Source organism: Nocardia sp. NPDC055002 (genome assembly GCF_053608825.1).
Map to the genome: position 1 here is coordinate 24813 of NZ_JBSGWE010000010.1, position 22596 is coordinate 47408.

25 protein-coding genes and 1 pseudogene are annotated in these 22596 nt (G+C 68.2%); 10 read left to right on the forward strand and 16 right to left on the reverse strand.

The annotated features are described in order from the left end of the window. Nucleotides 1-7: 7 nt before the first annotated feature. Nucleotides 8-802, forward strand: a complete 795-nt coding sequence (locus ACWF99_RS29835; RefSeq protein WP_378629950.1) for an NAD(P)H oxidoreductase — start codon at nucleotides 8-10, stop codon at nucleotides 800-802. A 105-nt stretch (nucleotides 803-907) separates the two neighbouring features. On the opposite strand, the gene ACWF99_RS29840 is transcribed toward ACWF99_RS29835, so the two are convergent. Then, nucleotides 908-1726, reverse strand: a complete 819-nt coding sequence (locus ACWF99_RS29840) for an NAD(P)-dependent oxidoreductase (protein WP_452538008.1) — start codon at nucleotides 1724-1726, stop codon at nucleotides 908-910. 126 nt (nucleotides 1727-1852) lie between these two features. On the opposite strand from ACWF99_RS29840, the gene ACWF99_RS29845 reads away from it, so the two are divergent. Next, nucleotides 1853-2209, forward strand: coding sequence for a winged helix-turn-helix transcriptional regulator (locus ACWF99_RS29845; RefSeq protein ID WP_452538009.1), 357 nt, complete (start codon nucleotides 1853-1855; stop codon nucleotides 2207-2209). Between the two features lie 66 nt (nucleotides 2210-2275). Here the strand turns inward: ACWF99_RS29845 and ACWF99_RS29850 are convergent, their stop codons facing one another. Continuing rightward, nucleotides 2276-3112, reverse strand: coding sequence for a phosphoribosylaminoimidazolesuccinocarboxamide synthase (locus ACWF99_RS29850; RefSeq protein WP_452538010.1), 837 nt, complete (start codon nucleotides 3110-3112; stop codon nucleotides 2276-2278). A gap of 185 nt (nucleotides 3113-3297) precedes the next feature. On the opposite strand from ACWF99_RS29850, the gene pepN reads away from it, so the two are divergent. From pepN to ACWF99_RS29865, 3 genes are all read left to right on the forward strand, one after another. Beyond that, nucleotides 3298-5889 carry an aminopeptidase N gene (pepN, locus tag ACWF99_RS29855; protein ID WP_452538011.1) on the forward strand — a complete coding sequence of 864 codons (2592 nt, stop codon included), beginning with the start codon at nucleotides 3298-3300 and terminating at the stop codon, nucleotides 5887-5889. Between the two features lie 174 nt (nucleotides 5890-6063). Then, on the forward strand, nucleotides 6064-6669 hold the full coding sequence (locus tag ACWF99_RS29860; protein ID WP_378629942.1) for a ClpP family protease: 606 nt from the start codon (nucleotides 6064-6066) through the stop codon (nucleotides 6667-6669). Between the two features lie 58 nt (nucleotides 6670-6727). Continuing rightward, nucleotides 6728-7318 (forward strand): ClpP family protease, encoded by a 591-nt coding sequence (locus ACWF99_RS29865; RefSeq protein WP_378659459.1) that lies wholly within the window; start codon nucleotides 6728-6730, stop codon nucleotides 7316-7318. 129 nt (nucleotides 7319-7447) lie between these two features. Here the strand turns inward: ACWF99_RS29865 and ACWF99_RS29870 are convergent, their stop codons facing one another. The 3 genes and pseudogenes from ACWF99_RS29870 to ACWF99_RS29880 all read right to left on the reverse strand — a co-directional run bounded on the left by ACWF99_RS29870 (nucleotide 7448) and on the right by ACWF99_RS29880 (nucleotide 10824). Continuing rightward, nucleotides 7448-8281, reverse strand: coding sequence for an SDR family oxidoreductase (locus tag ACWF99_RS29870; protein ID WP_378659462.1), 834 nt, complete (start codon nucleotides 8279-8281; stop codon nucleotides 7448-7450). An 850-nt stretch (nucleotides 8282-9131) separates the two neighbouring features. After that, nucleotides 9132-9791, reverse strand: a pseudogene (locus tag ACWF99_RS29875) (flavin-containing monooxygenase); the annotation flags it as partial. Nucleotides 9792-9831: 40 nt separating this feature from the next. Beyond that, nucleotides 9832-10824, reverse strand: a complete 993-nt coding sequence (locus ACWF99_RS29880) for a patatin-like phospholipase family protein (RefSeq protein WP_452538012.1) — start codon at nucleotides 10822-10824, stop codon at nucleotides 9832-9834. A gap of 60 nt (nucleotides 10825-10884) precedes the next feature. On the opposite strand from ACWF99_RS29880, the gene ACWF99_RS29885 reads away from it, so the two are divergent. Beyond that, complete coding sequence (locus ACWF99_RS29885) at nucleotides 10885-11499, forward strand: TetR/AcrR family transcriptional regulator (RefSeq protein ID WP_378629935.1); 615 nt, start codon at nucleotides 10885-10887, stop codon at nucleotides 11497-11499. A gap of 24 nt (nucleotides 11500-11523) precedes the next feature. On the opposite strand, the gene ACWF99_RS29890 is transcribed toward ACWF99_RS29885, so the two are convergent. The 4 genes from ACWF99_RS29890 to ACWF99_RS29905 form a co-directional block, all read right to left on the reverse strand. Further along, nucleotides 11524-11925, reverse strand: a complete 402-nt coding sequence (locus ACWF99_RS29890) for a helix-turn-helix domain-containing protein (protein WP_378659471.1) — start codon at nucleotides 11923-11925, stop codon at nucleotides 11524-11526. Nucleotides 11926-12104: 179 nt separating this feature from the next. Then, the gene (locus ACWF99_RS29895; RefSeq protein WP_452538013.1) at nucleotides 12105-13283 is read right to left on the reverse strand and encodes an alpha/beta hydrolase family protein; all 1179 of its coding nucleotides are present in this window, start codon (nucleotides 13281-13283) and stop codon (nucleotides 12105-12107) included. Nucleotides 13284-13415: 132 nt separating this feature from the next. Further along, nucleotides 13416-14282, reverse strand: coding sequence for an alpha/beta fold hydrolase (locus ACWF99_RS29900; RefSeq protein ID WP_452538097.1), 867 nt, complete (start codon nucleotides 14280-14282; stop codon nucleotides 13416-13418). A gap of 64 nt (nucleotides 14283-14346) precedes the next feature. Continuing rightward, complete coding sequence (locus ACWF99_RS29905) at nucleotides 14347-15492, reverse strand: MFS transporter (protein ID WP_452538014.1); 1146 nt, start codon at nucleotides 15490-15492, stop codon at nucleotides 14347-14349. A 50-nt stretch (nucleotides 15493-15542) separates the two neighbouring features. On the opposite strand from ACWF99_RS29905, the gene ACWF99_RS29910 reads away from it, so the two are divergent. Next, nucleotides 15543-15710 carry a hypothetical protein gene (locus ACWF99_RS29910; protein ID WP_378629929.1) on the forward strand — a complete coding sequence of 56 codons (168 nt, stop codon included), beginning with the start codon at nucleotides 15543-15545 and terminating at the stop codon, nucleotides 15708-15710. A gap of 54 nt (nucleotides 15711-15764) precedes the next feature. Here the strand turns inward: ACWF99_RS29910 and ACWF99_RS29915 are convergent, their stop codons facing one another. From ACWF99_RS29915 to ACWF99_RS29930, 4 genes are all read right to left on the reverse strand, one after another. Then, the gene (locus ACWF99_RS29915; protein ID WP_378629927.1) at nucleotides 15765-16229 is read right to left on the reverse strand and encodes a DUF5130 domain-containing protein; all 465 of its coding nucleotides are present in this window, start codon (nucleotides 16227-16229) and stop codon (nucleotides 15765-15767) included. After that, nucleotides 16216-16494, reverse strand: a complete 279-nt coding sequence (gene ctaJ / locus ACWF99_RS29920; protein ID WP_194829561.1) for an aa3-type cytochrome oxidase subunit CtaJ — start codon at nucleotides 16492-16494, stop codon at nucleotides 16216-16218. The genes ACWF99_RS29915 and ctaJ overlap by 14 nt, the downstream gene beginning before the upstream one ends. 74 nt (nucleotides 16495-16568) lie before the next feature. Beyond that, the gene (locus ACWF99_RS29925) at nucleotides 16569-18170 is read right to left on the reverse strand and encodes a glycoside hydrolase family 13 protein (protein ID WP_378629925.1); all 1602 of its coding nucleotides are present in this window, start codon (nucleotides 18168-18170) and stop codon (nucleotides 16569-16571) included. A gap of 207 nt (nucleotides 18171-18377) precedes the next feature. Continuing rightward, nucleotides 18378-18788 (reverse strand): globin, encoded by a 411-nt coding sequence (locus ACWF99_RS29930; RefSeq protein ID WP_378659486.1) that lies wholly within the window; start codon nucleotides 18786-18788, stop codon nucleotides 18378-18380. 164 nt (nucleotides 18789-18952) lie between these two features. Between ACWF99_RS29930 and ACWF99_RS29935 the strand changes: the two genes are divergently transcribed. Next, a complete protein-coding gene (locus tag ACWF99_RS29935) occupies nucleotides 18953-19666 on the forward strand; it encodes an HNH endonuclease (RefSeq protein ID WP_245914276.1) in 714 nt (237 codons plus the stop codon). A 17-nt stretch (nucleotides 19667-19683) separates the two neighbouring features. On the opposite strand, the gene ACWF99_RS29940 is transcribed toward ACWF99_RS29935, so the two are convergent. Then, nucleotides 19684-20253 (reverse strand): helix-turn-helix domain-containing protein, encoded by a 570-nt coding sequence (locus tag ACWF99_RS29940; protein WP_101464034.1) that lies wholly within the window; start codon nucleotides 20251-20253, stop codon nucleotides 19684-19686. 103 nt (nucleotides 20254-20356) lie between these two features. On the opposite strand from ACWF99_RS29940, the gene ACWF99_RS29945 reads away from it, so the two are divergent. Continuing rightward, nucleotides 20357-21013: an AzlC family ABC transporter permease gene (locus tag ACWF99_RS29945; RefSeq protein WP_452538015.1), complete on the forward strand. Its 657-nt coding sequence runs from the start codon at nucleotides 20357-20359 to the stop codon at nucleotides 21011-21013. Then, nucleotides 21010-21330 (forward strand): AzlD domain-containing protein, encoded by a 321-nt coding sequence (locus ACWF99_RS29950; RefSeq protein ID WP_358068729.1) that lies wholly within the window; start codon nucleotides 21010-21012, stop codon nucleotides 21328-21330. Before ACWF99_RS29945 ends, ACWF99_RS29950 begins: the two co-directional genes overlap by 4 nt. A gap of 121 nt (nucleotides 21331-21451) precedes the next feature. On the opposite strand, the gene ACWF99_RS29955 is transcribed toward ACWF99_RS29950, so the two are convergent. Continuing rightward, complete coding sequence (locus ACWF99_RS29955) at nucleotides 21452-22126, reverse strand: hypothetical protein (protein ID WP_378629918.1); 675 nt, start codon at nucleotides 22124-22126, stop codon at nucleotides 21452-21454. A 4-nt stretch (nucleotides 22127-22130) separates the two neighbouring features. Then, entirely contained in the window at nucleotides 22131-22556 is a 426-nt protein-coding gene (locus ACWF99_RS29960; RefSeq protein WP_378630034.1) for an acyl-CoA thioesterase, read from the reverse strand. Nucleotides 22557-22596 lie beyond the last annotated feature (40 nt).

The window sequence follows — 22596 nt, forward strand, 5'->3', positions numbered from 1 at the left end:
TCCACGGTTGACTGAAGCGACCGGGCCGACCAGCCCGCACCCGATCGAACAGGAGCTCACCGTGACCCAGTCCGCCGCCACCACGACTGCCACCGCCGAACTGACCACCACCGGATCGAGCGCCACCGATACCTCGGCGCCGGGCCCCACCGCGCTCGTGGTCCTGGGCCACCATCGCTCCGACTCGCTGTCCGCCCATGTCGCCGACCGCGCCGTCGGCCGCCTCACCGCCGCCGGGTACACGGTCGATTTCCTCGACCTGCACGCCGAGAACTTCGACCCGCGGATGACCGTGGCCGACCAGCCCGAGTGGGGCAATCGCGACAAGGTCTACTCCCCCACCGCCGAGGCGCACATGCGGCGCATGCTGGCCGCCGACGCGGTGGTCGTGGTGTTCCCGGTGTACTGGCAGAGTGTGCCCGCCCTGCTCAAGGGCTGGATCGACGCCGTATGGAACTACGGTTTCGCCTACGGCCGCAGCAAGCCGCGGCTGGCAGGCAAGCGCATCCTGTGGCTCGGATTGGCCGGTGCGACCGCCGATGACGCGATCATCCCCGGCATGCAGCAACTGCTGGAAGCCCAGCTCAACGAGGGCTTGGCCTACTACAGCGGTTTCGCGGACTCCCGCGTCGGGCTGCTGCCCGATGCCGAGGAGCAGCCCCAAAGTCTCGACGCCGAAGGCAATCTCGTGATCGGCGAGGCGATCAGCGGCGATGCGCGAACCACTCACTACGCCGCCTTCGACGCGAAAGCCGAGAGCTTCGTCGACGACTTGCTCGCCGCTGCCCTGGTCAGCGCCTGATCAGCGAAGTGCCGCGCCGTCGCGCGGTGACCATCTCGCCGGTCACCGCGCGTTCGGGCCGGTGGCCCGAACGCGGCTTCCGGTCCAACCGCATACAACGACAATTCACAGGCCGGTGAGAGCCCCGCGCAGGACTGCGTAGAGCTCTGTGGGGTTGCCGGATTCAGCGGCGGACTTGTCGATCAGGTCGATAGCGGCGGCGGTGAACTCGTCGCTTTGCTGCTGCACATAGTCCGCCGGGTTGTCGATGCCGGGCGCGTACCCCTCGAGCAAGCTCGCCATCGCCTGCAGGAAGGGCCCCATCAACGCGGCCAAGCGAGCCGCCGAGCCGCCGGTGGAGCGAACCATCGCGCCGCCCTGCCGGAATGCGGCGAACATGGCGTACATGCCGCCGAGGATCGAGACGTCGTACATGGCGGCGGCGCCGAGATCCGTGCCGACGAATTCGGCGCGACCGAACAACTCCAGCACCGCGCGGAAGCGCTCGAACCCGGCGGACGCACCGCTGTAGAGCACGAATGCCGCGGTTCCGCCGATCATCTCGGGTACCGCCATGATGCCGCCGTCGATCAGCTCCACCTGCTGAGCCACGGCCCAGCGGCCCAGCGCGCGAGCCTGCTCCGGCGAGGTGGTGGTGAGGTTCACCACCACCTTGCCCCGCACCTGTGCCGCCGCCGGTTCGAGGTGCTCGCGCACGGCGGCATCGTCGAGCACGCACAGGATCACCAGATCCGCCGCCGCCATCGCCTCGGCCGAGCTCGCCGCCACCTTCGCGCCGTAGGCCGCCAACGCTTCGGCCCGCGCCGAGGTGCGGTTCCAGACAGTCACCTCATGACCGCCCGCCAGCAATGCCTTGGCCAGCGCGGTGCCCATAGCACCGAGGCCGATCACCGAAACCCGTTGCACCACTCTCATGTTGGTCATGATTTCCCTCGTTCGAAGAGCGTTCGATGCCGGTCGGCAACGCTCTTCCAGATTCGTGGGTTACGCTTGACTTCACAAGTACCGACTATGAAGTGCAATACCTACCAAAAAGTAAGTTAGGCGTGCATGAAGCAGCGAGAGCGTCCGTATTCCTGCGGTATCGATGCCGCGCTCGACGTCGTCGGCGGCAAGTGGAAAGCGCTGATCCTGTGGGCCCTGTCCACCGGCACCCAGCGCTTCGGCGACCTGAAACGCCTGGTCCCCGGCGTCACCGAGAAGATGCTGATCCAGCAGCTACGCGAACTCGAGCACGACGGCATCATCGCCCGCCAGGTCTACGCGCAGGTGCCCCCGAAGGTCGAGTACTCACTCACCGACCGCGGAGTGTCGTTGAACGCGGCGCTGGTCACCCTCGGGGCCTGGGGCAACGAGAACATGGAACACATCTGCGCGGTCAAAGGTGTCGGCACACCCGTGCACTGACGTGCTCCGCCACCGCACCCGCGCGGCCGGCGGCGTCCTCCCAGCCGGGACGCGCCCCGCCTCGGGTCAGGCCTGGATCCCTGCCCATTTCTGCCCGGTGATCCGCTCGTAGGCCTCTTCGTACTTGCGGCGAGTGCCTTCGACGACGTCGGCGGGGATCTCGGGGCCCGGGTATTCCTTGTTCCAGCCCGTCGAGGTCGACCAGTCGCGCACGAACTGCTTGTCGAAGGAGCGCTGGGCGCGACCCGGCTCCCACTCGTCGGCGGGCCAGAAGCGCGAGGAGTCCGAGGTCAGCACCTCGTCACCGAGGGTGAGAACGTCACCGTCCCACCCGAATTCGACCTTCGTATCGGCCACGATCACGCCGGCCTTCGCCGCGTGCTCGGCCCCGCGCGAGTAGATCTCGAGGGTCAGATCGCGCAGCTTCTCGGCGACCTCACGGCCCTCCTGGTTCACCACGTCGGCGAAACTGATCGCCTCGTCGTGTCCCTCGGACGCCTTCGTCGACGGCGTGAAGATCGGCTCCGGCAGCTTGTCCCCGTCACGCAATCCCGCGGGCAGCGCGATCCCCGACACGGTCCCCGACCGCTGGTACTCCTCGAGGCCGGACCCGGTCAGATACCCCCGTGCGATGCACTCGACAGCCAGCATCTTCAACGGCTTCACCCGGATCCCGCGCCCTGCGAACTCCGCGGGCACGTCGGTCGCCGAGACCACGTGATTCGGGATTCCGGTGAAGTACTCGAACCACCAGTTCGACAGCTGCGTCAGCAGCGCGCCCTTGTCCGGAATCGGCGTCGGCAGCACCACGTCGTAGACCGAAACCCGGTCCGACGCGACGAGCAGCAGGGTGTCGCCGTCCTCGTAGAGGTCACGAACTTTCCCGGCGTGCACATGCTTCAACGTCGAGCCTCCGAATCTCCGGTGCGGTACCTGCGGGTTTCCCCGAACTCTACCGGCCCGCCCGGAACCGGTATCAGGCCTACCCGGCCCACCCGTCGGCGGAAACTCGTGAGCGGGCGCCGACGGCAAGTGGCATTGTGGACGCCGAACTACCGTGCCGTGTTCGTCGACGACGAAGGAGATCAATGTCCGCCCCGAATCTCACCCGCGACCAGGCGGTCGAACGCGCGGCCGTAGTGGCCGTGCAGAACTACCGGATCGAACTCGACCTCACCGATCAGCCGCGCGGAGCGGGGTCCGAGGTGTCGGACACCTTCGGGTCGAAGACCACTGTCAGCTTCACCGCCACCCCCGGTGCCGCCACCTACATCGATCTGGTCGCGCCGCGCGTGCGATCGGCGGTGCTCAACGGCGTCGCGCTCGATGTGAGCTCCTATGACGAGTCGACCGGGATCGCGTTGCCGGAGCTGGCCGAGAACAACGAGCTGGTGGTCGAGGCCGACTGCGAGTACTCGCACACCGGCGAGGGTCTGCACCGCTTCGTGGATCCGACCGACGACAACGTGTACCTGTACTCGCAGTTCGAGACCGCCGATGCCAAGCGGATGTTCGCCTGCTTCGATCAGCCCGATCTCAAGGCCACCTTCGACATCGTCGCCACCGCGCCCGAGGACTGGGTGGTCATCTCCAACGGCGCCGACATCGAACAGCACAAGGTCGGCGCGGTTGTGCGCCACACGTTCGCCACCACCCCGCGGATGAGCACCTACCTGGTCGCCATGATCGCGGGTCCGTATGCGAAGTGGTCCGACACCTTCACCGACGCGAGCGGCGAGATCCCGCTCGGCCTGTACTGCCGTGCGTCGCTGGCCGACCACATGGACGCCGAGCGGCTATTCACCGAGACCAAACAGGGTTTCGAGTTCTACCACAACAACTTCGGCGTGCCGTACGCCTTCGGCAAGTACGACCAGCTGTTCGTGCCGGAGTTCAACGCGGGCGCGATGGAGAATGCGGGCGCTGTCACCTTCCTCGAGGACTACGTGTTCCGGTCCAAGGTGACCCGCGCGTCCTATGAGCGTCGCGCCGAGACCGTGCTGCACGAGATGGCGCACATGTGGTTCGGCGACCTCGTCACCATGAAGTGGTGGGACGACCTGTGGCTGAACGAGTCGTTCGCGACCTTCGCCTCGGTGCTGTGCCAGGCCGAGGCCACCGAATACACCAGCGCCTGGACCACCTTCGCGAATGTGGAGAAGTCCTGGGCCTACCGCCAGGACCAGCTGCCCTCGACCCACCCGATCGCCGCCGACATCCCCGACCTGCACGCGGTCGAGGTCAACTTCGACGGAATCACCTATGCCAAGGGCGCTTCGGTGCTCAAGCAGCTCGTCGCCTATGTGGGACTCCAGCCGTTCCTGGCGGGCCTGCGTGACTACTTCGCCGAACATGCCTACGGCAACGCCACGTTCGACGATCTGCTCGCGGCGCTGGAGAAGGCGTCGGGTCGTGACCTGTCGGACTGGGGTGCGCAGTGGCTCAAGACCACCGGCCTCAACATCCTTCGCCCCGATTTCGCCGTCGCGGCGGACGGCACGTTCTCGAGCTTCGCGGTCGTGCAGGAAGGTGCCGCGCCCGGTGCGGGCGAGTACCGCGTGCATCGCATCGCGATCGGTGTCTACGACGATGTCGACGGCAGGCTGGTGCGCACCGACCGGGTCGAACTCGACCTCGACGCCACCGGGCGCACCGAGGTGCCCGAGCTGGTCGGCGTGCCGCGCGGTGCGCTGGTGCTGGTCAACGACGACGACCTCACCTACTGCTCGCTGCGTCTGGACGCCGATTCGCTCGACGTGGTCGTGCAGCGCGTCGGTGACATCGCCGACTCGCTGCCGCGCACGCTGGCCTGGTCGGCCGCCTGGGAGATGACCCGCCAGGCCGAGATGAAGGCCCGCGATTTCGTGGCACTCGTGCAGCGCGGGATCGGCTCCGAATCCGAGATCGGGGTGGTGCAGCGGCTGCTCATGCAGGCCAACACCGCCATCTCGAGCTACGCCGATCCGGTGTGGGCCGAGCAGGAAGGCTGGGCGGCCTACGCCGACCGGCTGCTCGGGCTGGCCCGCGCCGCCGAGGCGGGTTCGGACCATCAGCTCGCCTTCGTCAACGCGCTGACCGGGGCGAAGCTGGAATCGCGCCACGTCGAGGTGCTGGCGCAGCTCCTCGACGCCGACCCGGCGGCGGCCGGTCTGCCCGGTCTCACCGTCGATACCGACCTGCGCTGGCGCGTCATCACCGCGCTGGCCGCCGCGGGCCGGATCGACGCCGACGGTCCGGCCTCCCCGACCATCGACGCCGAACTGCAAGGCGACCCGACCGCGGCGGGCAAACGCCAGGCGGCCACCGCGGCCACCGCACGCCCGATCCCCGAGGTCAAGGCGCAGGCCTGGGACACGGTGATGGGCGACGACTCGGTGCCCAACATCACCGCCCGCGCGATCGTCGGCGGGTTCGCTCCCGCCGGCCAGGGTGAAGTGCTCGCACCGTACGTGGACAAGTACTTCGCCGAGATCCCCGCCGTCTGGGACCGCCGCTCGAGCGAGGTCGCCCAGACCGTCGTGATCGGCCTGTACCCGCACTGGGCGATCAGCGAGGAAGCCGTCACCAAGGCCGACGAGTTCCTGGCAGGCGACCACCCACCCGCCCTGTACCGCCTGGTCTCCGAGGGCCGAGCGGGCATCGAACGCTCCCTGCGCGCACGGGAATTCGACGCCAAGTAGTTCGACCGAAGGGCCCGGTGGCGCGATTTCGCCACCGGGCCCTTTCCCTGTCCGGAGCCTTCCGAGGCCCGTGCCTGCAGTGGAGCTTCGGGCGGCCGGCCTTGCTGCTGTGAGCGGATCTGCTGGGGGCAGCAACGGCGGCGCGCGGGGGTGTGCGCGAGGCACCGTGGACCCATGGCACACGACGACAAGACCCCGATGTTCAGCTGGCGAGCCCGCGAACAACTGTTCGGCCGCCGGATCCTCGTCCTCGACGGCCCGCTCGACGACGACAACGGCACCCTGCTCATCACGCAACTACTCACCCTCGGCGCCCAGAGCCCCGAGGCCGGGATCTCGCTGTGGATCCACTCTCCCGGCGGCTCGGTGCCGTCGATGCTGGCGATCCGCGACGTGATGCGGCTCGTTCCGTGCGAGGTGTCCACCCTGGCGCTCGGATTGGCCTGCAGCGCAGGGCAATTCCTGCTCTCATCCGGTGCACCGGGAAAGCGGTACGCCCTGCCGCACGCCCGCGTCCTCATGCACCAGGGATCGGCGGGCATCGGCGGTAGTGCGGTGGAAGTGGAGGTGCAAGCCGATGACCTGCGCTACACCGTCGATACCGTGCTCGGCCTCATCGCCGACGACACCGGCCAGCCTTTCGACCGCGTCTACGAGGACTCGCTGCACGACCGCTGGTTCACCGCACCCCAGGCCCTCGAGTACGGGTTCATCGACCACATCGTCGAATCCTTCGATCAGGTCGTCCCGAACCGCCACCGCATCGGCATCACCGCATGAGAGTTGTTGCCGCGCGGCCCCATTCCACCTCGTTCCGCACCGTCCGGAAGGCACTCTCATGACCTATACGATTCCCAATGTCGTGTCCCAGCATCGCGGCGGCGGCGAGCGGATCACCGACATCTACTCGCACCTGCTCAGCGAACGCATCGTCTACCTGGGCACCCCCATCGACTCCGGCGTCGCCAACGCGCTCATCGCCCAGCTGCTGCACCTGGAATCCGACAGTCCCGGCCAGGCGATCAGCCTCTACATCAACTGCGAAGGCGGCGACCTGTCCGCCATGCTCGCCGTCTACGACACCATGCGATTCATCAAGGCGCCGGTGCACACCACCTGCGTGGGCCAGGCGATCGCGGTCGGCGCGGTTCTCCTCGCGGGTGGCGCGGCCGGTCATCGGGCGATGCTCCCGCACACCCGAATCGTGTTGCACCAGCCCGCGACTCGCGGCCAGGGCACCATTCCCGACCTGATCCTGCAGGCCGACGAGATCGTCCGGATGCGCGCGGCGATCGAGGCGATCCTGTCCAGGCACACCGGCCAGACTCCGGAAACCCTGCGCCGCGATACCGACCGGGACCGGGTCTTCACCGCCGAGACCGCGCTCGAATACGGTCTGGTCGACCAGGTCCTGCACGAGCGCGAGTGATCGCCCGCTCCCGCTTCGCCGACCACGCTGGACAGTCACTGTCGACCGGATCCGATCCGAATCCCGACCAGTGATGGTCCAGCGTGGCAGTTCCGGTTCGCCCCGCCGGACACCCGAGTGGTGGTTACCTCACTGCTTTTCGATGCGGTCCAGGTACACCCGACGGGCGTTGTCGTCGACGCGGGTGATGGCGGCGTCGTCGTTGGCCACCTTGCGCAAAGCCCGCATCACCGGCTCCGGCACGAGACCGGACGCGTTGGCCAGCGCGCCGACATACCCGGGCACCGCGGTCTCGGCCGCGCGGGTCCGGACCGTGCGTACCACGGCGGCGGCGATGTCTTCGGGGTCGACGGCGGGCAGGATGCCGTAGTCGATACCGGAGCTGAGTTCGGTGCGCACCGCCGACGGAAGGACCGCGCTCACACTGACTCCGGTGGCGTCCATCTCCAGCCTGGTGGCGGCGGTCAGGCCGACCACCGCGTACTTGCTGGCGTTGTACACGGCCAGCCCCTTGATCGGGAACTTGCCCGCCAGCGAAGCCACGTTCACGACGTGGCCGTAGCCCCGCGCGACCATCGCGGGCAGGGCAAGGCGCATGCCGTGGATGACGCCGTAGACGTTGACGTCCATCGTGAGCTGGTCGATGCGGTCGGACTGGTCGAGGAACGGGCCGTTGGGCATCACGCCGGCGTTGTTCACCAGCACGTCCAGCGGGCCGCGCCACTGGGCAGTCGCATCGAGAAACGCCGCGTAGGAGGCCTTGTCGGTGACATCGAGCGCGTGGCCGATCGCGTGGTCACCGATCTCGGCGGCGGCCTGCACGGCCAGCGCTTCGTCGAGGTCACCGAGCGCGACGTAGGCGCCCTGCTCGACAAAGGCTTTGGCCGTGGCGAGTCCGATGCCGCGCGCGGCGCCGGTGATCGCGATAGTGGCGCCATCGAGGTCGATCCGTGGGTAGCTCATGTCGTGGCCTCTCGTCGGTTGTTCGCGCGGTCGCTCATGCGGGCACTGTCGCGTCGTGGGTGATGGTGAAGTCGGCCGGGTCGAACGCACTGACCCGAGTGGTGAGCTCCCCGGTGGACCAGGGCCAGCTGAAACTGTTGCGGCCGTTGGCATCCATGTAATAGCTGTGGCAACCGCCCGCGTTGTAGACGGTGCTCGCCAGCGCGGTTTGCACCTGGTCGACGTAGCGCGCCTGCACCTCGGGACGCACGTCCAGCCCCGCCCAGCCTTCGCGGCGGGCCCGCTCTATCGCCGAGACGAGGAAGGCGACCTGGGCTTCGAGAATGGCGAACGCCGACGAGTGGCCGGTGCCGAGGCTGGGGCCGAGCACGGTGAAGGCATTCGGGAAACCGGTGGTGACGGTGCCGAGGTAGGCCTCGGGCGAGCCCTTCCAGTGCTCGGCCAACGTGCGGCCGTCGGCGCCACGCACGATGTCGGCCAGCGGGGTGTCGAGGATGTGGAAGCCGGTGCCGAGGATGACGGCGTCGACCTCGGCGGTGGTGCCGTCGGCGCCGACCACGGTGTTGCCACGGAATTCGGCGACCCCGGTGGCGTGTACGTCGACATTGCTCTTGGTCAGCGACTGGAGATAGCTGTTGGAGAACAGGATTCGCTTGCAGCCGAGCAGATAGTCCGGCCGCAGCTTCGCCCGCAGTGCCGGATCACGCACCACGGCACGCAGATACGCCGAACCCACGGCCTGCACGGTCTGCATCAGCGGCCGCGGATGCCGGAACGCCACCCCGAGTCCTTCCATCAGCGCGTACTCGGTCGCGCGCAAGGCCTTGTGCGCGAACGGGAATCGGCGCATCACCTTCTTCTCGAAGCCGGGCACGCGGTGATCGAGTTTCGGCAGCACCCACTGCGCGGTGCGCTGGAACAGGTGCAGTTCGGCGACCTCGGGCTGGATCGCGGGCACGAACTGCACCGCGGACGCACCGGACCCGACCACCGCGACCCGCTTGCCACGCAGGTCGTAGTCGTGGTTCCAGCGCGCGGAGTGGAAGACCTCGCCGGGGAATTCGGCCAGACCCGCAATCTCGGGCAGGCGTGGTTCGTTCCACGGACCCGCGGCCGACACGACGAAGCGCGCACTCAGCGGGCCCTCGCTGGTTTCCAGCCGCCACAGCTGCGCCGTCTCATCGAACCGCGAACCGACCACTTCCACCCCGAAGCGGGTGTGTTCGGCCAGCCCGTGCTCGCGCGCCACCCGGTCGACGTAGTCGAGGATCTCGGGCTGGGTCGCGAACAGCCGCGACCACTCGCTGTTCGGCGCGAAGGAGAACGAGTACAGGCCGGACGGAACATCGCACGCGCACCCGGGATAGGTGTTGGCCCGCCAGGTGCCGCCGAAGGTTTCGGCCTTCTCGACGATCACCACGTCCTCGACCCCGGCCTCGATCAACTTGATCGCCGCACAGATCCCGGAAACCCCCGCTCCGATCACAACAACCTCGTGATGGCGGCTCATACGACTTCTCCTTCGAACGAAAACTGGTGCGTCGGGCGGATCATGTGGGTCGGCCCGCGAGGGTGGAGACGCGCAGCGCCTCGGTGACTCGGGCCGCGACGCCGCGACGGGCGGCGGCGATGGTGGCCGGTCGGCGGGCCGAATCCATGAAGTTCGGGCCCATGGCGGCGAGTTCCTCGGGACCTGGCTCGACGCGGATCACGCGGGTGCCCGCCGCGCGAAGCAGAGCGACTTCGCGATCCAGGCCGCGGGTCATCTGCGTGCGGAGCAGGCGTTCGACCCGGTTCAGGCCGGTGGCCGGTGCACCGCCCTCGGACGTCATCGGGGCGATGACCACCACCTCGTCGAGGTCCAGCGGCACCAGCAGATCGGCCGACACCGACGACACCGAACCGCCGTCGACGTAATTCTTGCCGCCTATCCGCACGGGCGGGAACCAACCGGGGATGGCCCAGGACGCGGCGATCGCATCACCCAGATCGACCGCCTGCGTACCGGCGGCGACCGATCCGGCGGCCGTCGCGATGCGAGTGTCACCCGCTCCGAAGGCAACTCGCGCACCCGTTGCCGCGTCGGCGCCGACTATCCAGGTCGCGGGGTGGCGCACCCAGCCGCTCGGGCCGGCCAGCGCATGACCGAAGGAACGCAACCAGTCGGCGTCGCCGCCGCCGCGCGGCAGGAGTCCGGCCAGCGCGGTGTAGGGCGAACGAGCGCGCAGACCGGCGCCGACCAGGCCGAAGCCGGGGAATCCGAGCCGCGGGAGCGGGGGAAATCTGCCGGGGTCGACGGCGACGTGCGCGGCCAGAATCGGGTCGGCATCCGGGGACGCGTCGAGTGCGGCGAGCAGGTCGGCGGGGGCGCGCCCGGAGCCGAGGGCAGCTACCAGTTCCGCGCCCGCGGAGGTGCCGATCAAAACATCGGCGGTGCGAATGTCCCAGTTCAGCGCGCGTTCGACGGCGTCGAGGGCTACGGCGGTCCAGGCGAAGCCGAGCAGGCCACCGCAGCCGATCGCTACGCCACGTCGTGTAGTCATATTTCGAATACTAACGGTATTTGAATTCCAGCGGTAGCCCATTTTGCTAAACTCCTGCACATGGCCAGGATGACGCGCAAGGAGTCGCACGCTCTCACGCGTGAACGACTGGTCGAGACCGCCAAGCGGCTGTTCATGGCCGACGGCTACAACGTGACCCCCTTGGAGAAGGTGGCTACCGAGGCCGGATTCTCCAAGGGCGCGGTGTACTCCAACTTCGCCACCAAGCACGAATTGGGCCTGGCCGTGCTCGACGTCGTCCACGTGGAGCGCGCCCAGTCGCTCGTGGACGCGATGCTGACGCACGACACCATGGCGGAGCGGATCGAAGGATTCGCGCGATGGGCCGACGAGAACATCGGCGATGTCGGCTGGACCGCGCTGGAAGTCGAGTTCGCGACGAGCACCCGGCACATGCCCGAGATCCGCACCGAACTCGCCGAGCGCCGACGCACTCTGACGGCGATGCTCGCCTCGGTGATCCAGACGCAGGCCGATCAACTCGGCCTCGAACTCCCACTTCCCGCCGAAGATGCGGCGCTGCAACTACTCTCGCTCGGTATCGGCCTCGGCGTGCAGCGCGCGATCGACCCCGAACTTCCCGTCAGCGCGATCGTCGACCTACTCCGCAGCCAGATCGCCGCCGGCCGCACGAGCGCGGCAGTGGACGGCTGATCACCACGCCCCGGTGCGGGCCGATCAGGCGGCGAGCAGAACGGCGTTCGGGGCCAGCGCGAGAGGAGCGGAACTCGAGGGGGCGATCTGGCGTTGCCCGCCCAGCACGACCGCGCGCGTCGGAACGAGGGCGTGCCTGCGCATGGATTCGGCTACCTGCGCGACGAGATCCCCCAGCGAAGTACCGAGGGCGCCGGCCAGGGCCGCGATCATCTCGCTCGACGGCTCCTTGCGACCGCGCTCGACCTCGGAGAGGTACTGCGGCGAGATGCCCGCCCGCCCCGCGGTGTCGACAAGGGTAGAGCGCTGTTCCAGGCGCAGCGCGCGCAGCCGTTCACCCAGCGCCTCCCGCCAGAGTGGTTCCGGCCGCGACTGCTGTTCGCCGCGTCCGCCTGGAATCACCCGCAACCCGCTGTGCTCGCCCATACTCCGAGCGTAGGGACCCCCGGACCGAAACACCCGGCTCTTCTGCTCTGGGCGTAACCAACGCACAAGGGGCCCGCCCTGATCTGGACTGAGTGGAGGGTGCGACGAAGGAGTACCCGGAGGGAGGGAAGATCAGGGGCCCGAAGGGCCCCGCTCGAGCGCGCCAGCGCTCCACAAGCTCAGCGGGTGATGCCGAAGCGGGTGTCTGCCCAGCCGAGCGCGTCGGCAAAGGACGCGGAGACGATCTCGCTGTGGTCGACGTCGTCGTATTTGCGGTAGTCGACCGACTCGCCCCGCCCCTGCTGTTCGGCGACCATCGCATCGGTCGACTGCAGCGGGACGGTGAGGTCGGATCGGCCTTGCAGGACGAGAACCGGGACCGTGAATCGCAGGCCGCTCGGGTCGTTGTCGTCGAGGACTCGCAGCAGCCCGGAGACGTCGCCGTCGGCGGTGAACACGTCCTTCGCCGACAGACCGCCCCACTTGCTCTTGTCGCGCAGCCCGCCGGTGCATTCGGAGTCGGCGACCGGCAGCAGTGACTGCGCCCGGCCGGTGAGGAATCGGGCGGGGTCCACATCGGTCACCGTCTGAGCGCCGCGCACCAGCAGCGGCAGGTACACCGACACCTCGCCCGTACCCAGCTTGCCCAGCGGATTCGACGCCGCCCACTTCGCCATCCGCACCTGTTCGCCCAGGTGTGAGGCGGGCGCCAGTGCGATGGCGCCGAGCAGCGGCGTGTTCGGCGTCCACCCCGCGGCGTCGACGGCGGCGAACAGGGCCGCGTGGCCACCTTGCGAATGCCCCATCGCCACCCAGCGTGAACCGACCGTCTTGTCGATTTCCCTTGCCGCCGTGGCGATATCGGCCATCGCACGTTGTTCGGTCTCGCCGATCATGTACCCGTGACCGCCCGGCGTCCCCAAGCCCTGATAGTCGGTCCTGGCCACGGCGTACCCCTTGGCCACCCAGCGAGCCTGTTCGTCCCGGCTCGGCGAGGAGCCTTCGGATCGCGAGGCCGCGCACACGTCGGCGACCCCGGTGCTTCCCGGCCCCCAGGAGATCAGCGGCCAACCACCCGCGGGCGCGACGCCCTCGGGTACCGCGAGTGTTCCCGATACCGCGACGGGTTTCTCCTGCGCGTCCAGCGACCGGTACAGCGTCAGGAAATTGCGGGCGCCGGGCACCGCCTGCGCACCGGTGAGCGGCTGCGCGCGGATCACCGAACCACGCTGTCCCGGAATCGATTCCGCGCTGGGGTTGTAGAACGCGGAAAGCGGTGCGGCCGCGGCGAATTCGGCAGGTCTGCTGTCCTGGCCGCAGGCCGATGCGGTCAGCGCCAGGCAACCCGCTGCGATCACCCGAGCAATACGTGCGTGCAAGTTTCCCCCGATACGCCGACGGCCCATGACGTGGCCGATAAACCGCCGACCAGGTTACTCGATGCCGCCCGGACGGCTGGGCGCCCCACGACCCCCAGCCGTCCACCGGACTCAGCCCAGTACCCGGCCGAGGAAGTCGCGAATCAGCGCGGCGATCTCGGGTCCGTGCGTCTCCAGCGCGAAATGGCCCGCGTCGAGCAGGTGCAGTTCGGCGTCGGGCAGGTCACGCAGATACGCGCGGGCACCGTCGGCGCCGAAGATCTCGTCGTGGGCACCCCAGGCGATGAGCGTCGGTGGGCGGTGCTCGGCGAAATACTGCTGGAAGGCCGGGTAACCGTCGAGGTTGTTCTTGTAGTCGAAGAACAGTTGCAGCTGGATCTCCTTGTTGCCGGGGCGGTCGAGGTAGGCCTGATCGAGGGTCCAGCTGTCCGGGCTGACGAGTGCGATCCGGTCGGCTGGAACACCGTGCGTGTACTGCCATTTCGTCGCGTCGAGCTCGAGCAGCTTGCGCACTTCGGGTTCGTGGGTCGCGCGGTCGTTCGCATGCGCGAACAACACTTCCCAGAACGGAGTGAAGCCGTCGAGGTAGGCGTTACCGCTTTGGGTGATGATCGCGGTGACCCGCTCCGGATTGCGCGAGGCGATGCGCAGGCCGATGGGGGCGCCGTAGTCCTGGATGTAGAGCGCGAAACGGTCGATGCCGAGGGTGTCGAGCAGTTCCAGGGTGATCTCGGTGAGTGTGTCGAAGCTGTAGTCGAATTCGTCGACCGACGGCATCGCCGACTGGCCGAAGCCGAGGTGATCGGGCGCGATCACGTGGTAGTCGTCGGCCAGCGCGGGAATCAGGGTGCGAAACATGGCCGAGCTGGACGGGAAGCCGTGCAGCAGAAGCAGAGTCGGCTTGGCCGAGTCGCCGGCTTCGCGGTAGAAGACCGACCGGCCCTGGATCTCGACGGTGTGGTGGCTTACCTGGTTCATCATGGATCTCTTTCTGTGTGGGTGATACTCGCGCCGAGCCCGGGAGGCTCGGCCGGGGCGGCATTCAGACGGTGACCGGTGCGCGACGGCGAACCGGGGCGATCAGGCCGACGGCAACGACGGTGAATACCAGGCCGAGAGCGAAGTAGCCGCGATAGCTGTCGGTGAGGGCGTGCACGACGGTGGCCACGCCGAGCCCGGTGGCGGCGGCGAGCTGGTGGATCACCCACGCGGGCGCCAGCGTGCGGCCCATCCACGCGGGGTCGAGACCACGCGACAGGATGGCCATGGTCAGCGGGATGACGGGGAACGAGGCGATACCGAACAACACCGCGACCGCGACCAGCACCCCAGGCCCCGGCACGAGCACCGCGGGCAGCAACGCGGCGAGGCGCACCGAATACAGCACCCGCAGTAGTGATTCCGGTGGGTAGTGCCGCAGCAGCCGCACCATCGCGGCCGAGGTCAGTCCGGCCGCCAGCGCGGCCAGCGCCACGAGCCTGCCCGCACCGGCCACCGACCAGCCCTGCTCCACCGCGTGTTCGGGCAGCATCAAGACGACCACGTACAGGGTGGCCGCGTGGAAACCGAAGGACACCAGCACTTTCCACCGATCAGCCAGCGATTCGCCGGCGCCGCCGCTGGTCGTCGCCCGCTGATCGGCGGGCAGCACCAGCCACAGCACAGCGGTGGCACCCAGACCGACCGCGCCGAGCAGCGCGAAGGCGCCGCGCACACCGATCGGGTCGAACAGCGCGGTCGCCGCCCAGGGCGTGATCAGCTGGCCGAGGTTGATGCCGATCGCGGCGCGTGCCATGGCCGGGCCCACCTGCGGACCGTGTGCCCGCCCGAGCAGGGTGGTCACGGCGAGGGTCGACGACGACGCGAACCCCAATCCGCCGAGCACCATGTAGGCCGCGACGAACTGCCAGGTCTCGGTCACCGTGGCCAGCACCAGATAGCTGCTCGAGATCAGCGTGAGGCCGCCGATCAGCACGAGCTTGGGCCCGAGGAGATCGAGCAGCCTGCCGATGCCCTGCTGCGCCAGGCCGGTGACCGTGGTGCCCAGCGCGGCGGCCACGGCCAGCGCCGTCGCCGACACCCCGTACGACGCGGCCGTAGGCGCGAAGAACACACCCATCGTGAAGTTGAGCCCGAACGAGACGGTCATCGCCGTCAGCCCCGCCCAGGCAAGATGCTCACGTCGCATGCTCACCACCCCTAACCGTCTATCGTTATTTGAACGGTTATAACAGGCAGATGTCCGGCCCCATTCCCTTCTCGGGAAGTTCAGTCGTCGGGAATCGATTCGCCGCGGGCCCGGATCCGGCGGGTATCGCCGACGGTCCGGCTCGCATCGTCACGGAATCGACGTGGCGCTGGAACGACCAGTCCCCCGGCATCTTTCGCCGCGCGTCCGGCGCGTGACACACGAACGGCGCGTTCACCAAGAGGTGAACGCGCCGTTCGGACGAGAACGAACTAGCGGCCGATCGCGGCGGCCATCACGCGGGTGGCCGAGATCAGGCCGTCGATCAGGTTGCCCTGACGGAACGAGGCCAGTGCGGCGGTGACGCCGAGCTGGCAGATGCGGTCGTTGGCGCGCTCGGCCACGTTCGCACCGGAACGGACCTCGATCGCACCCTGGTTCGGGGACACGGCGATGAGCACCGAATCGGCCGACTCCGGGGTGTTCGGCAGGATCGCGTCGGCACCGGCCGCCGGATCGGAGCCGAGGTCGCCGAGGTAGATGTTGAAGCGGACCTTGGTGGCGCGGGTCGCCTCGGTGAGCGCGTTGTCGAGGGAGATGCGCTCATGATCGGTGAACGGCACCTCGTCGAACACGGTGCCGGGCTCGTGCACACCGGACACACGGCCGCTGCTGGTGAGGGCGAACCCGTGCGGCAGGTCGGCCTCGACCACCGCGGGCCAATTAGAACTTGCCACTTGCCCGGCCTCCGATCAGCTCCGCATGCGCGGTTTCGAGAGCCGCATGACTGCCATGCGGCTCGGCGGTGTGGTGCCCCGCCGCGGCGGTCACCTCATCGGTAGCACTCCACAGCACCGGCCGGTGGGTCCACTTCTGCCCGAGTGCGAAGTGGGCCGGCTTCTCACCGGGGAATGGCTTACCGAGATAGGACAAACCCGCGATCGCGAAGTAGATCGCGGCCGGGATGCCGACGAAGATCAGCACTGTCTCGAGAATGCTCACGCACCAACGGTAGACGATGCTGTGTAGTAGTTCATCCTCCGGCTGGCAGTTCCCGCACCGCGTGTCCGGCGCGGCTACACCAACCAGGCCGCCGCGTTCGGTGGCAACCGGTCGTCGGCGACCGGAGCGCTCGACAGCAGCACCTCCCCCGGCGGCAGCTGGATCGGGCCGTCCGAGGCGTTGAGCACGCAGATCAGCCCGCCCGGCCGACGGAAGGCGAGGCAGCCGTCGGGACTGCCGTACCACTCGATCCGCTGGCCCGCGAACTCCGGCCGGGTGGCACGCAGGTCGATCGCCAGCCGGTACAGCGACAGCGTCGAGTGCAGGGTTTCCAGCTGCGCCTCGACGGTGCGATCGGCCCAGTCGGCCGGGATCGGCAACCACGGCGTGCCCACGGTGAAACCGAACGGCGTGGTCGGGCCTTCCCACGGCATCGGGACCCGGCAACCGTCACGCCCACGTTCCTTGTGGTTCGTGCGCTCCCACACCGGATCCTGCAGCACCTCCTCGGGCAGGTCGTCGACGTTGGGCAGGGCCAGTTCGGCGCCGTTGTAGATGAACACCGCACCGGGCAGGGCGAGTTCGACCATCATCATCGCCCGTGCCCGCGCGACGCCGGTCCTGCCGCCGCCGTATCGAGTCACCTCACGTTCGATGTCGTGATTGGACAGCGTCCAGGTGGGCGGGGCGCCCGCGTCGGCGACCGCGTCGAGGGAGTGCGTGATCGCGTCGTGGACGCCCTGCGCGGTGAAGGGAGTCTCGGCGAGGCGGAAGTTGAACGCCAGGTGCAGCTCGTCGGGACGGACGTATTCGCCGAAGCGGACGTTGTCGTCGACCCACACCTCGCCGATCGACACCGCGTGCGGATAGTCGTCGAGCACCGTGCGGATGCGGCGGTGGATGGCGTGCACGCCCGGGTTGTTGAAGCGGGGATCGTCGTCGTCGTGGACGAGCATCTTGGTCTCGACCCGGTCCATGTCGGGCAGGCCCTCGGGTTTGGCCATCCCGTGGGCGACATCGAGGCGGAAACCGTCGACGCCACGGTCGAGCCAGAAGCGCAGGGTCTTCTCGAAATCGTCGGCGACCTCCGGGTTGTCCCAGTTCAGGTCGGGTTGTTCGGGCGCGAAGATATGCAGGTACCACTGTCCTGGAGAGCCGTCGGGTTCGGTGATCCTGGTCCAGGCGGGGCCGCCGAAAATGCTCGGCCAGTTGTTGGGTGGCTCCTGCCCGTCCTTGCCGCGACCGTCCCGGAAGATGTAGCGAGCCCGTTCCGGGCTGCCCGGAGCAGCCTCCAGCGCCTCGGCGAACCACGCGTGTTCGATGCTGGTGTGGTTGGGCACCAGATCCATCGTCACTTTGATCTCGCGGTCGTGCGCCTCGGCGATCAACTCGTCCAGCGCCCCCAGCCCGCCGAAGAGCGGGTCGATATCGCGCGGATCGGACACGTCGTAACCACCGTCGGCCTGTGGTGACCGCATCACCGGACAGATCCACAGCGCGTCGACGCCCAATAGCTCCAGGTATCCCATCTTCTCGCGTACCCCGCCCAGGTCACCGACACCGTCACCATCGGAGTCGGCGAACGAACGCGGATAGACCTGATAGAACACGGCGGTTTTCCACCACGGAGCGGTGCTTGCTTCCCCCGGCACCGGCGAGGCAGGTGTCTGTGTCACACCCGCAATATTGCCAAAGATCGCCCGCAATATTCATGCGGGGCGAGACTTTCTGCGAATCCGGCAAATCACCAGCGTTCGCCACGCCACAGCGAAACATCGTGGTAAAGGGCGGCATCGATGCGAAACCGGGCGGCCATCTGCTGGTCATCAGCGAACAGCGGGCACCCGTAGGCTCAGGTGAGCCCTAATAGGGCTCTCGTACCGCTACGGCGCGTTTTGCAGGGAGGCCGCTGCCATTTGGAAGTAGTCCAGCAGGGCTTTGCGGTGTTCGTCGTCCAGGATCGACGGTTCGATCTCACCGACCGCGATCCGCATGCATCGCATCCAGGCGTCGCGCTCGAGCGGCCCGATGACGAACGGATTGTGGCGCATGCGCAGCCGCGGATGCCCGCGCTCGTCGGAGTAGGTGCGCGGCCCGCCCCAGTACTGTTCGAGGAACATCCGGAACCGGCGCTCGGCCGGACCCAGGTCCTCCTCCGGGTACAGCGGGCGCAGGATCTCGTCGGCCGCGACCTCGCGATAGAACACCGACACCAGTCGGCGAAACGTCTCCGCGCCGCCCACGGCTTCGTAGAAGGAGGTCGTTGTCTGCTCACCGGAAGTCACGAGCTCCATTGTGCCCCGATCACCACGGTCACGAACGCGCTGCCCTTCAACCACAGTTCATCCGGAAGTTTGAAAAATAGCCGTGCAATACCGCCGGAACCATGGTCAACTGAGGTCAGTATCGGCCCCAGATACCACATGATCCTGCCAATCATGAAATTGAGGTCAAGAGGATGAAGCAGCGACCGAGCGCCCGTTCACACGAGGCGCGCACGCACCGACAACTCCAGCCCGCCGACGTCCACAATCGTGGCTCGGGGGCTGTTCCGCTGCATATCCTGTCCGATCACCATCCGGGCGCACACGGTCTTCACGACCTGCCGCATCTCCCCGCGCCTCTGCATCTCGCCGGAGACCACGACGCCGCCGCATGGCGCAAACGCCGGGTCCTCCTCCTCAACGCCACCTACGAGCCGCTCACCGCGCTGTCCGCGCGCCGCGCCGTCGTGCTGCTGATCTGTGCCAAAGCAGACGCCGTCCACGACGATCCCGAAGGACCGGTCCTGCATTCCGCGGGCTCCGAAGTAGCGATTCCGTCTGTCATCCGCCTGCGCACCTACGTGCGGGTGCCCTACCGCGCCCGCGTGCCGATGACCCGCGCCGCGCTCATGCATCGCGACCACTACCGGTGCGGGTACTGCGGCGGCAAGGCCGAGACCATCGACCACGTGATCCCCCGCAGTCGCGGCGGCGAGCACTCGTGGGAGAACTGCGTCGCCAGCTGCGCCCCCTGCAATCACCGCAAGGCCGACAAGATGCTGGCCGACCTGGGCTGGCACCTGCGCCACCCGCTGGTCTCGCCCAAGGGCCCGCACTGGCGGCTGCTGTCCACCACCGCCGATCTGGATCCGATCTGGTTGCAGTACCTCGGCGAAGGGGCCGCCTGACACCGCGCTCGATCGGCTCAGGCGCTCTCGATGACCATCGTCGCCCACGTTCCCGGCTCGAGAGCTTCGAAGATGTGGGGAAGATCGCCCAGGTAGCGGATGTAGTCGCCGGGGCGCATCTCCACGGGCTCGTCCGCCGGGCCCGCCATGGCGCGGCCCGCCGCCAGGACGACATGCTCGACCACGCCGGGGCTGTGCGGATCGGAGCGACGGGTGTGGCCGGGTTCGGCCGCGATGCGGTACACATCACAGCGCGTGTGTGACTGGCCCGCTGCGAGCAATGTCACCCGATAGTCAGCATCAGCAGAGGGGACGGGCGCACCCTCGTCGGCGCGAATCACCTGAACATTGGCCCGCGGCGGATCGAGCAGCCGGGAGAACGGCATTTCGAGTGCGACACACAGCGCCCACAGGGTTTCCAGGCTGGGATTGCCGGTGCCCGATTCCAGTTGCGACAGTGTGGATTTCGCGACGCCCGCCCGATGAGCGACCTCGGTGAGCGAGAGACCGGCGCGGGCGCGCTCACGACGCAGCGCCGCGGCGATCACCGCCTGGGGCGGTCCGACGACGGGGTCCTGCCGGTCCATCTACGCCTCCTGAGGGCTGGCGATACCGCGTTGACTTTACCCACCCCGTGCGTTCAATATAAACAACATGCGTTCGATTTGGCGAACACTCGACCGGAGAACCGTGGCTGCCGTAGCCGCGGCGTGCCTTGCCGTCGGCCTGTTCGGTGTGTCCTATGGCGCGTCGACGATCGCGGCCGGGTTCCCGATGTGGATGCCGATCGTGATGGCGGTCACGGTGCTGGCAGGCGGCTCGGAATTGTTGTTCTTCGGGATCGTCGCGGCCGGCGGTAGTCCGCTGGCGGCGGTGGTGGCCGGACTGCTGCTCAATGCGCGCCACCTGCCGTACGGATTGTCGGCGCCCGAGGTGTTCGGGCGCGGCTGGAAGCGAGTGCTCGGCATCCACGTCCTCAACGACGAGTCGGTCGCCTTCGCCACGGCCCCCGGTGATCAGGAACGCAAACGCGCCGCGTACTGGGCCTGCGGTATCGGCGTCGCACTGTGCTGGCCGCTGGGCGCCACCCTCGGCGCGGCACTGGGTTCGCTCGTGCCCGACACCTCGGCGCTCGGCTTGGACGCGGTGTTCCCCGTGATCCTGCTGGCGCTGATCCTGCCCGCCCTGCGCGATCGGGCGACATTGCGCCCGGTACTGGTCGGCGCCGGATTGGCCGTGTCGGTCGCGCCGTTCGTTCCAGCGGGGCTTCCGGTGCTGATCGCCCTGGGCGGACTGGCCTTCGCCCTGCGCCCACCGGCCCCCGCCGCCGAGCAGGCAGCCGCATGAACGCGCCGTATCTGCTGCCCGCCATGTTGGCGCTCGCCGTGGGAACCTACGCACTGCGATGGACCGGCCCCGCGATGCGCCATCGGCTGCGGCTGTCCCCCAGGGCAATCCATCTCCTGGACACCGGCGCCCTCATTCTGCTCGCGGCACTGGTGGCAACAGCCACGCTGCCGACCGGCTCCGGCCACTTGGGCATCGCCCTACCCGCCGGTGTCGGTGTGGGCGGAGTCCTCGCGTGGCGGCGCGCCCCTCTACTCGTCACCGTGCTGGCAGCAGCCACGACAACCGCTCTGCTACGCCTAATCGGCGTGCACTGACCGCCGAGCGACCGCACTGCCACCACGCTGTCCACCCATGACCGCCACGACGGTACTCCCAGGCCGCCCCGCAACCTCTCGGGTGCGGGGTTACCGCACCCGAGACCCCGATCCGCCCAACTCAGCTGGGCGACAACGGAATCCCGCCACCCAACCGGCGCGCGACAGACCCGTACCGGGCATCCAACCGCAACCACGTCCGAGTAGTCCGCACCCGCACCAGCTCCGACGGCTGAATCCGACGCGACTCCGCCTTCTCCCCCGCGTGTGGAATGAAATCCATCGCAGTGAGCGCGAAGACAACGCGCATCGGCACCTGCACCTCGAGATCACCGGCCCCGGTAACCGTGAGAACCGACTGGTCGAGAAGAGACGCGGGCGGGCCTTTGGGACCGCCGTGTTCGCGCGCCACATCCGCGCCACGTTCAGCCAGCTCCACCAGGGTGCGCGCCGGAACGTCATCCACATGCGAAAAGCCGTCGGTCGGTGGAAGGGCACCGCGCCAGGCGGAGTCCATCGAGTAACCGAGGTCGATCGGATGGCCGGTACCCAGTCCCGCGAGCACCGAGTCCGCACCGACGGTGACATCGTCGACACCGAGTTCCGCGGTGATCGTTCGTACCGCCAGAGTCTCGAACCCCGTCGCCACCCACGCGGATACGAGACTGGATCCACGCCGCCGCAATCGGACGACAGCGGCCGGGTCCAGCCGGAGGGCACGGCCGAGGAAGGTGGCCAGGTTCTCGCGTTCGGCCGGGTCGGGCGTGTGGAGCACCCGCTGTTCGGAGGAGCTCACGAAATCAGGCCCGCCACAGTGTCAGGTAGTCGCGTTCGGTCTCGCTGAGCCTGCGCAGCCGCTGGGTGTCGATGTCGAACGCGGCGAGCTGGGTGGTCGCGATGACCGCGGGCGGCGAATCGGGGGCCGCGCCGTTGGCCCGCACCTCGTAACCGATGGTGAAATCGACCGCGCGCAATTGCTTGACCCACATGGCGATGTCGAGCGGGGTGTCCTCGTGCCGCAACTGCCCGCGGTACTTCACATGCAGGTCGACCAGCACACACCCCTGCCGCCCCATCGACGCCGTCGGCTTGTCGTCGTCGAACAGCCACGGAATCCGCGCCTCTTCCAGCAGGGTCACCATCCGAGCGTGGTTGACGTGCTGGAATACGTCCATATCCGACCAGCGGATCTCGACCTTCGCGTGAAAACGCTGCGGCAACACCAGCTCCGGTGCGGGCGTGGCGGTGTTGCCGTTCGGCGAACTC

Excerpts from the sequence above, each read along its gene's own strand:
- ACWF99_RS29840 (WP_452538008.1), bottom strand. The coding sequence starts at position 1,726 with ATGACCAACATGAGAGTGGTGCAACGGGTTTCGGTGATCGGCCTCGGT.
- ACWF99_RS29845 (WP_452538009.1), top strand. The coding sequence starts at position 1,853 with ATGAAGCAGCGAGAGCGTCCGTATTCCTGCGGTATCGATGCCGCGCTC.
- pepN (WP_452538011.1), top strand. The coding sequence starts at position 3,298 with ATGTCCGCCCCGAATCTCACCCGCGACCAGGCGGTCGAACGCGCGGCC.
- ACWF99_RS29860 (WP_378629942.1), top strand. The coding sequence starts at position 6,064 with ATGGCACACGACGACAAGACCCCGATGTTCAGCTGGCGAGCCCGCGAA.
- ACWF99_RS29865 (WP_378659459.1), top strand. The coding sequence starts at position 6,728 with ATGACCTATACGATTCCCAATGTCGTGTCCCAGCATCGCGGCGGCGGC.
- ACWF99_RS29870 (WP_378659462.1), bottom strand. The coding sequence starts at position 8,281 with ATGAGCTACCCACGGATCGACCTCGATGGCGCCACTATCGCGATCACC.
- ACWF99_RS29880 (WP_452538012.1), bottom strand. The coding sequence starts at position 10,824 with ATGACTACACGACGTGGCGTAGCGATCGGCTGCGGTGGCCTGCTCGGC.
- ACWF99_RS29885 (WP_378629935.1), top strand. The coding sequence starts at position 10,885 with ATGGCCAGGATGACGCGCAAGGAGTCGCACGCTCTCACGCGTGAACGA.
- ACWF99_RS29890 (WP_378659471.1), bottom strand. The coding sequence starts at position 11,925 with ATGGGCGAGCACAGCGGGTTGCGGGTGATTCCAGGCGGACGCGGCGAA.
- ACWF99_RS29900 (WP_452538097.1), bottom strand. The coding sequence starts at position 14,282 with ATGAACCAGGTAAGCCACCACACCGTCGAGATCCAGGGCCGGTCGGTC.
- ACWF99_RS29905 (WP_452538014.1), bottom strand. The coding sequence starts at position 15,492 with ATGCGACGTGAGCATCTTGCCTGGGCGGGGCTGACGGCGATGACCGTC.
- ACWF99_RS29910 (WP_378629929.1), top strand. The coding sequence starts at position 15,543 with ATGTCCGGCCCCATTCCCTTCTCGGGAAGTTCAGTCGTCGGGAATCGA.
- ACWF99_RS29930 (WP_378659486.1), bottom strand. The coding sequence starts at position 18,788 with ATGGAGCTCGTGACTTCCGGTGAGCAGACAACGACCTCCTTCTACGAA.
- ACWF99_RS29935 (WP_245914276.1), top strand. The coding sequence starts at position 18,953 with ATGAAGCAGCGACCGAGCGCCCGTTCACACGAGGCGCGCACGCACCGA.
- ACWF99_RS29940 (WP_101464034.1), bottom strand. The coding sequence starts at position 20,253 with ATGGACCGGCAGGACCCCGTCGTCGGACCGCCCCAGGCGGTGATCGCC.
- ACWF99_RS29950 (WP_358068729.1), top strand. The coding sequence starts at position 21,010 with ATGAACGCGCCGTATCTGCTGCCCGCCATGTTGGCGCTCGCCGTGGGA.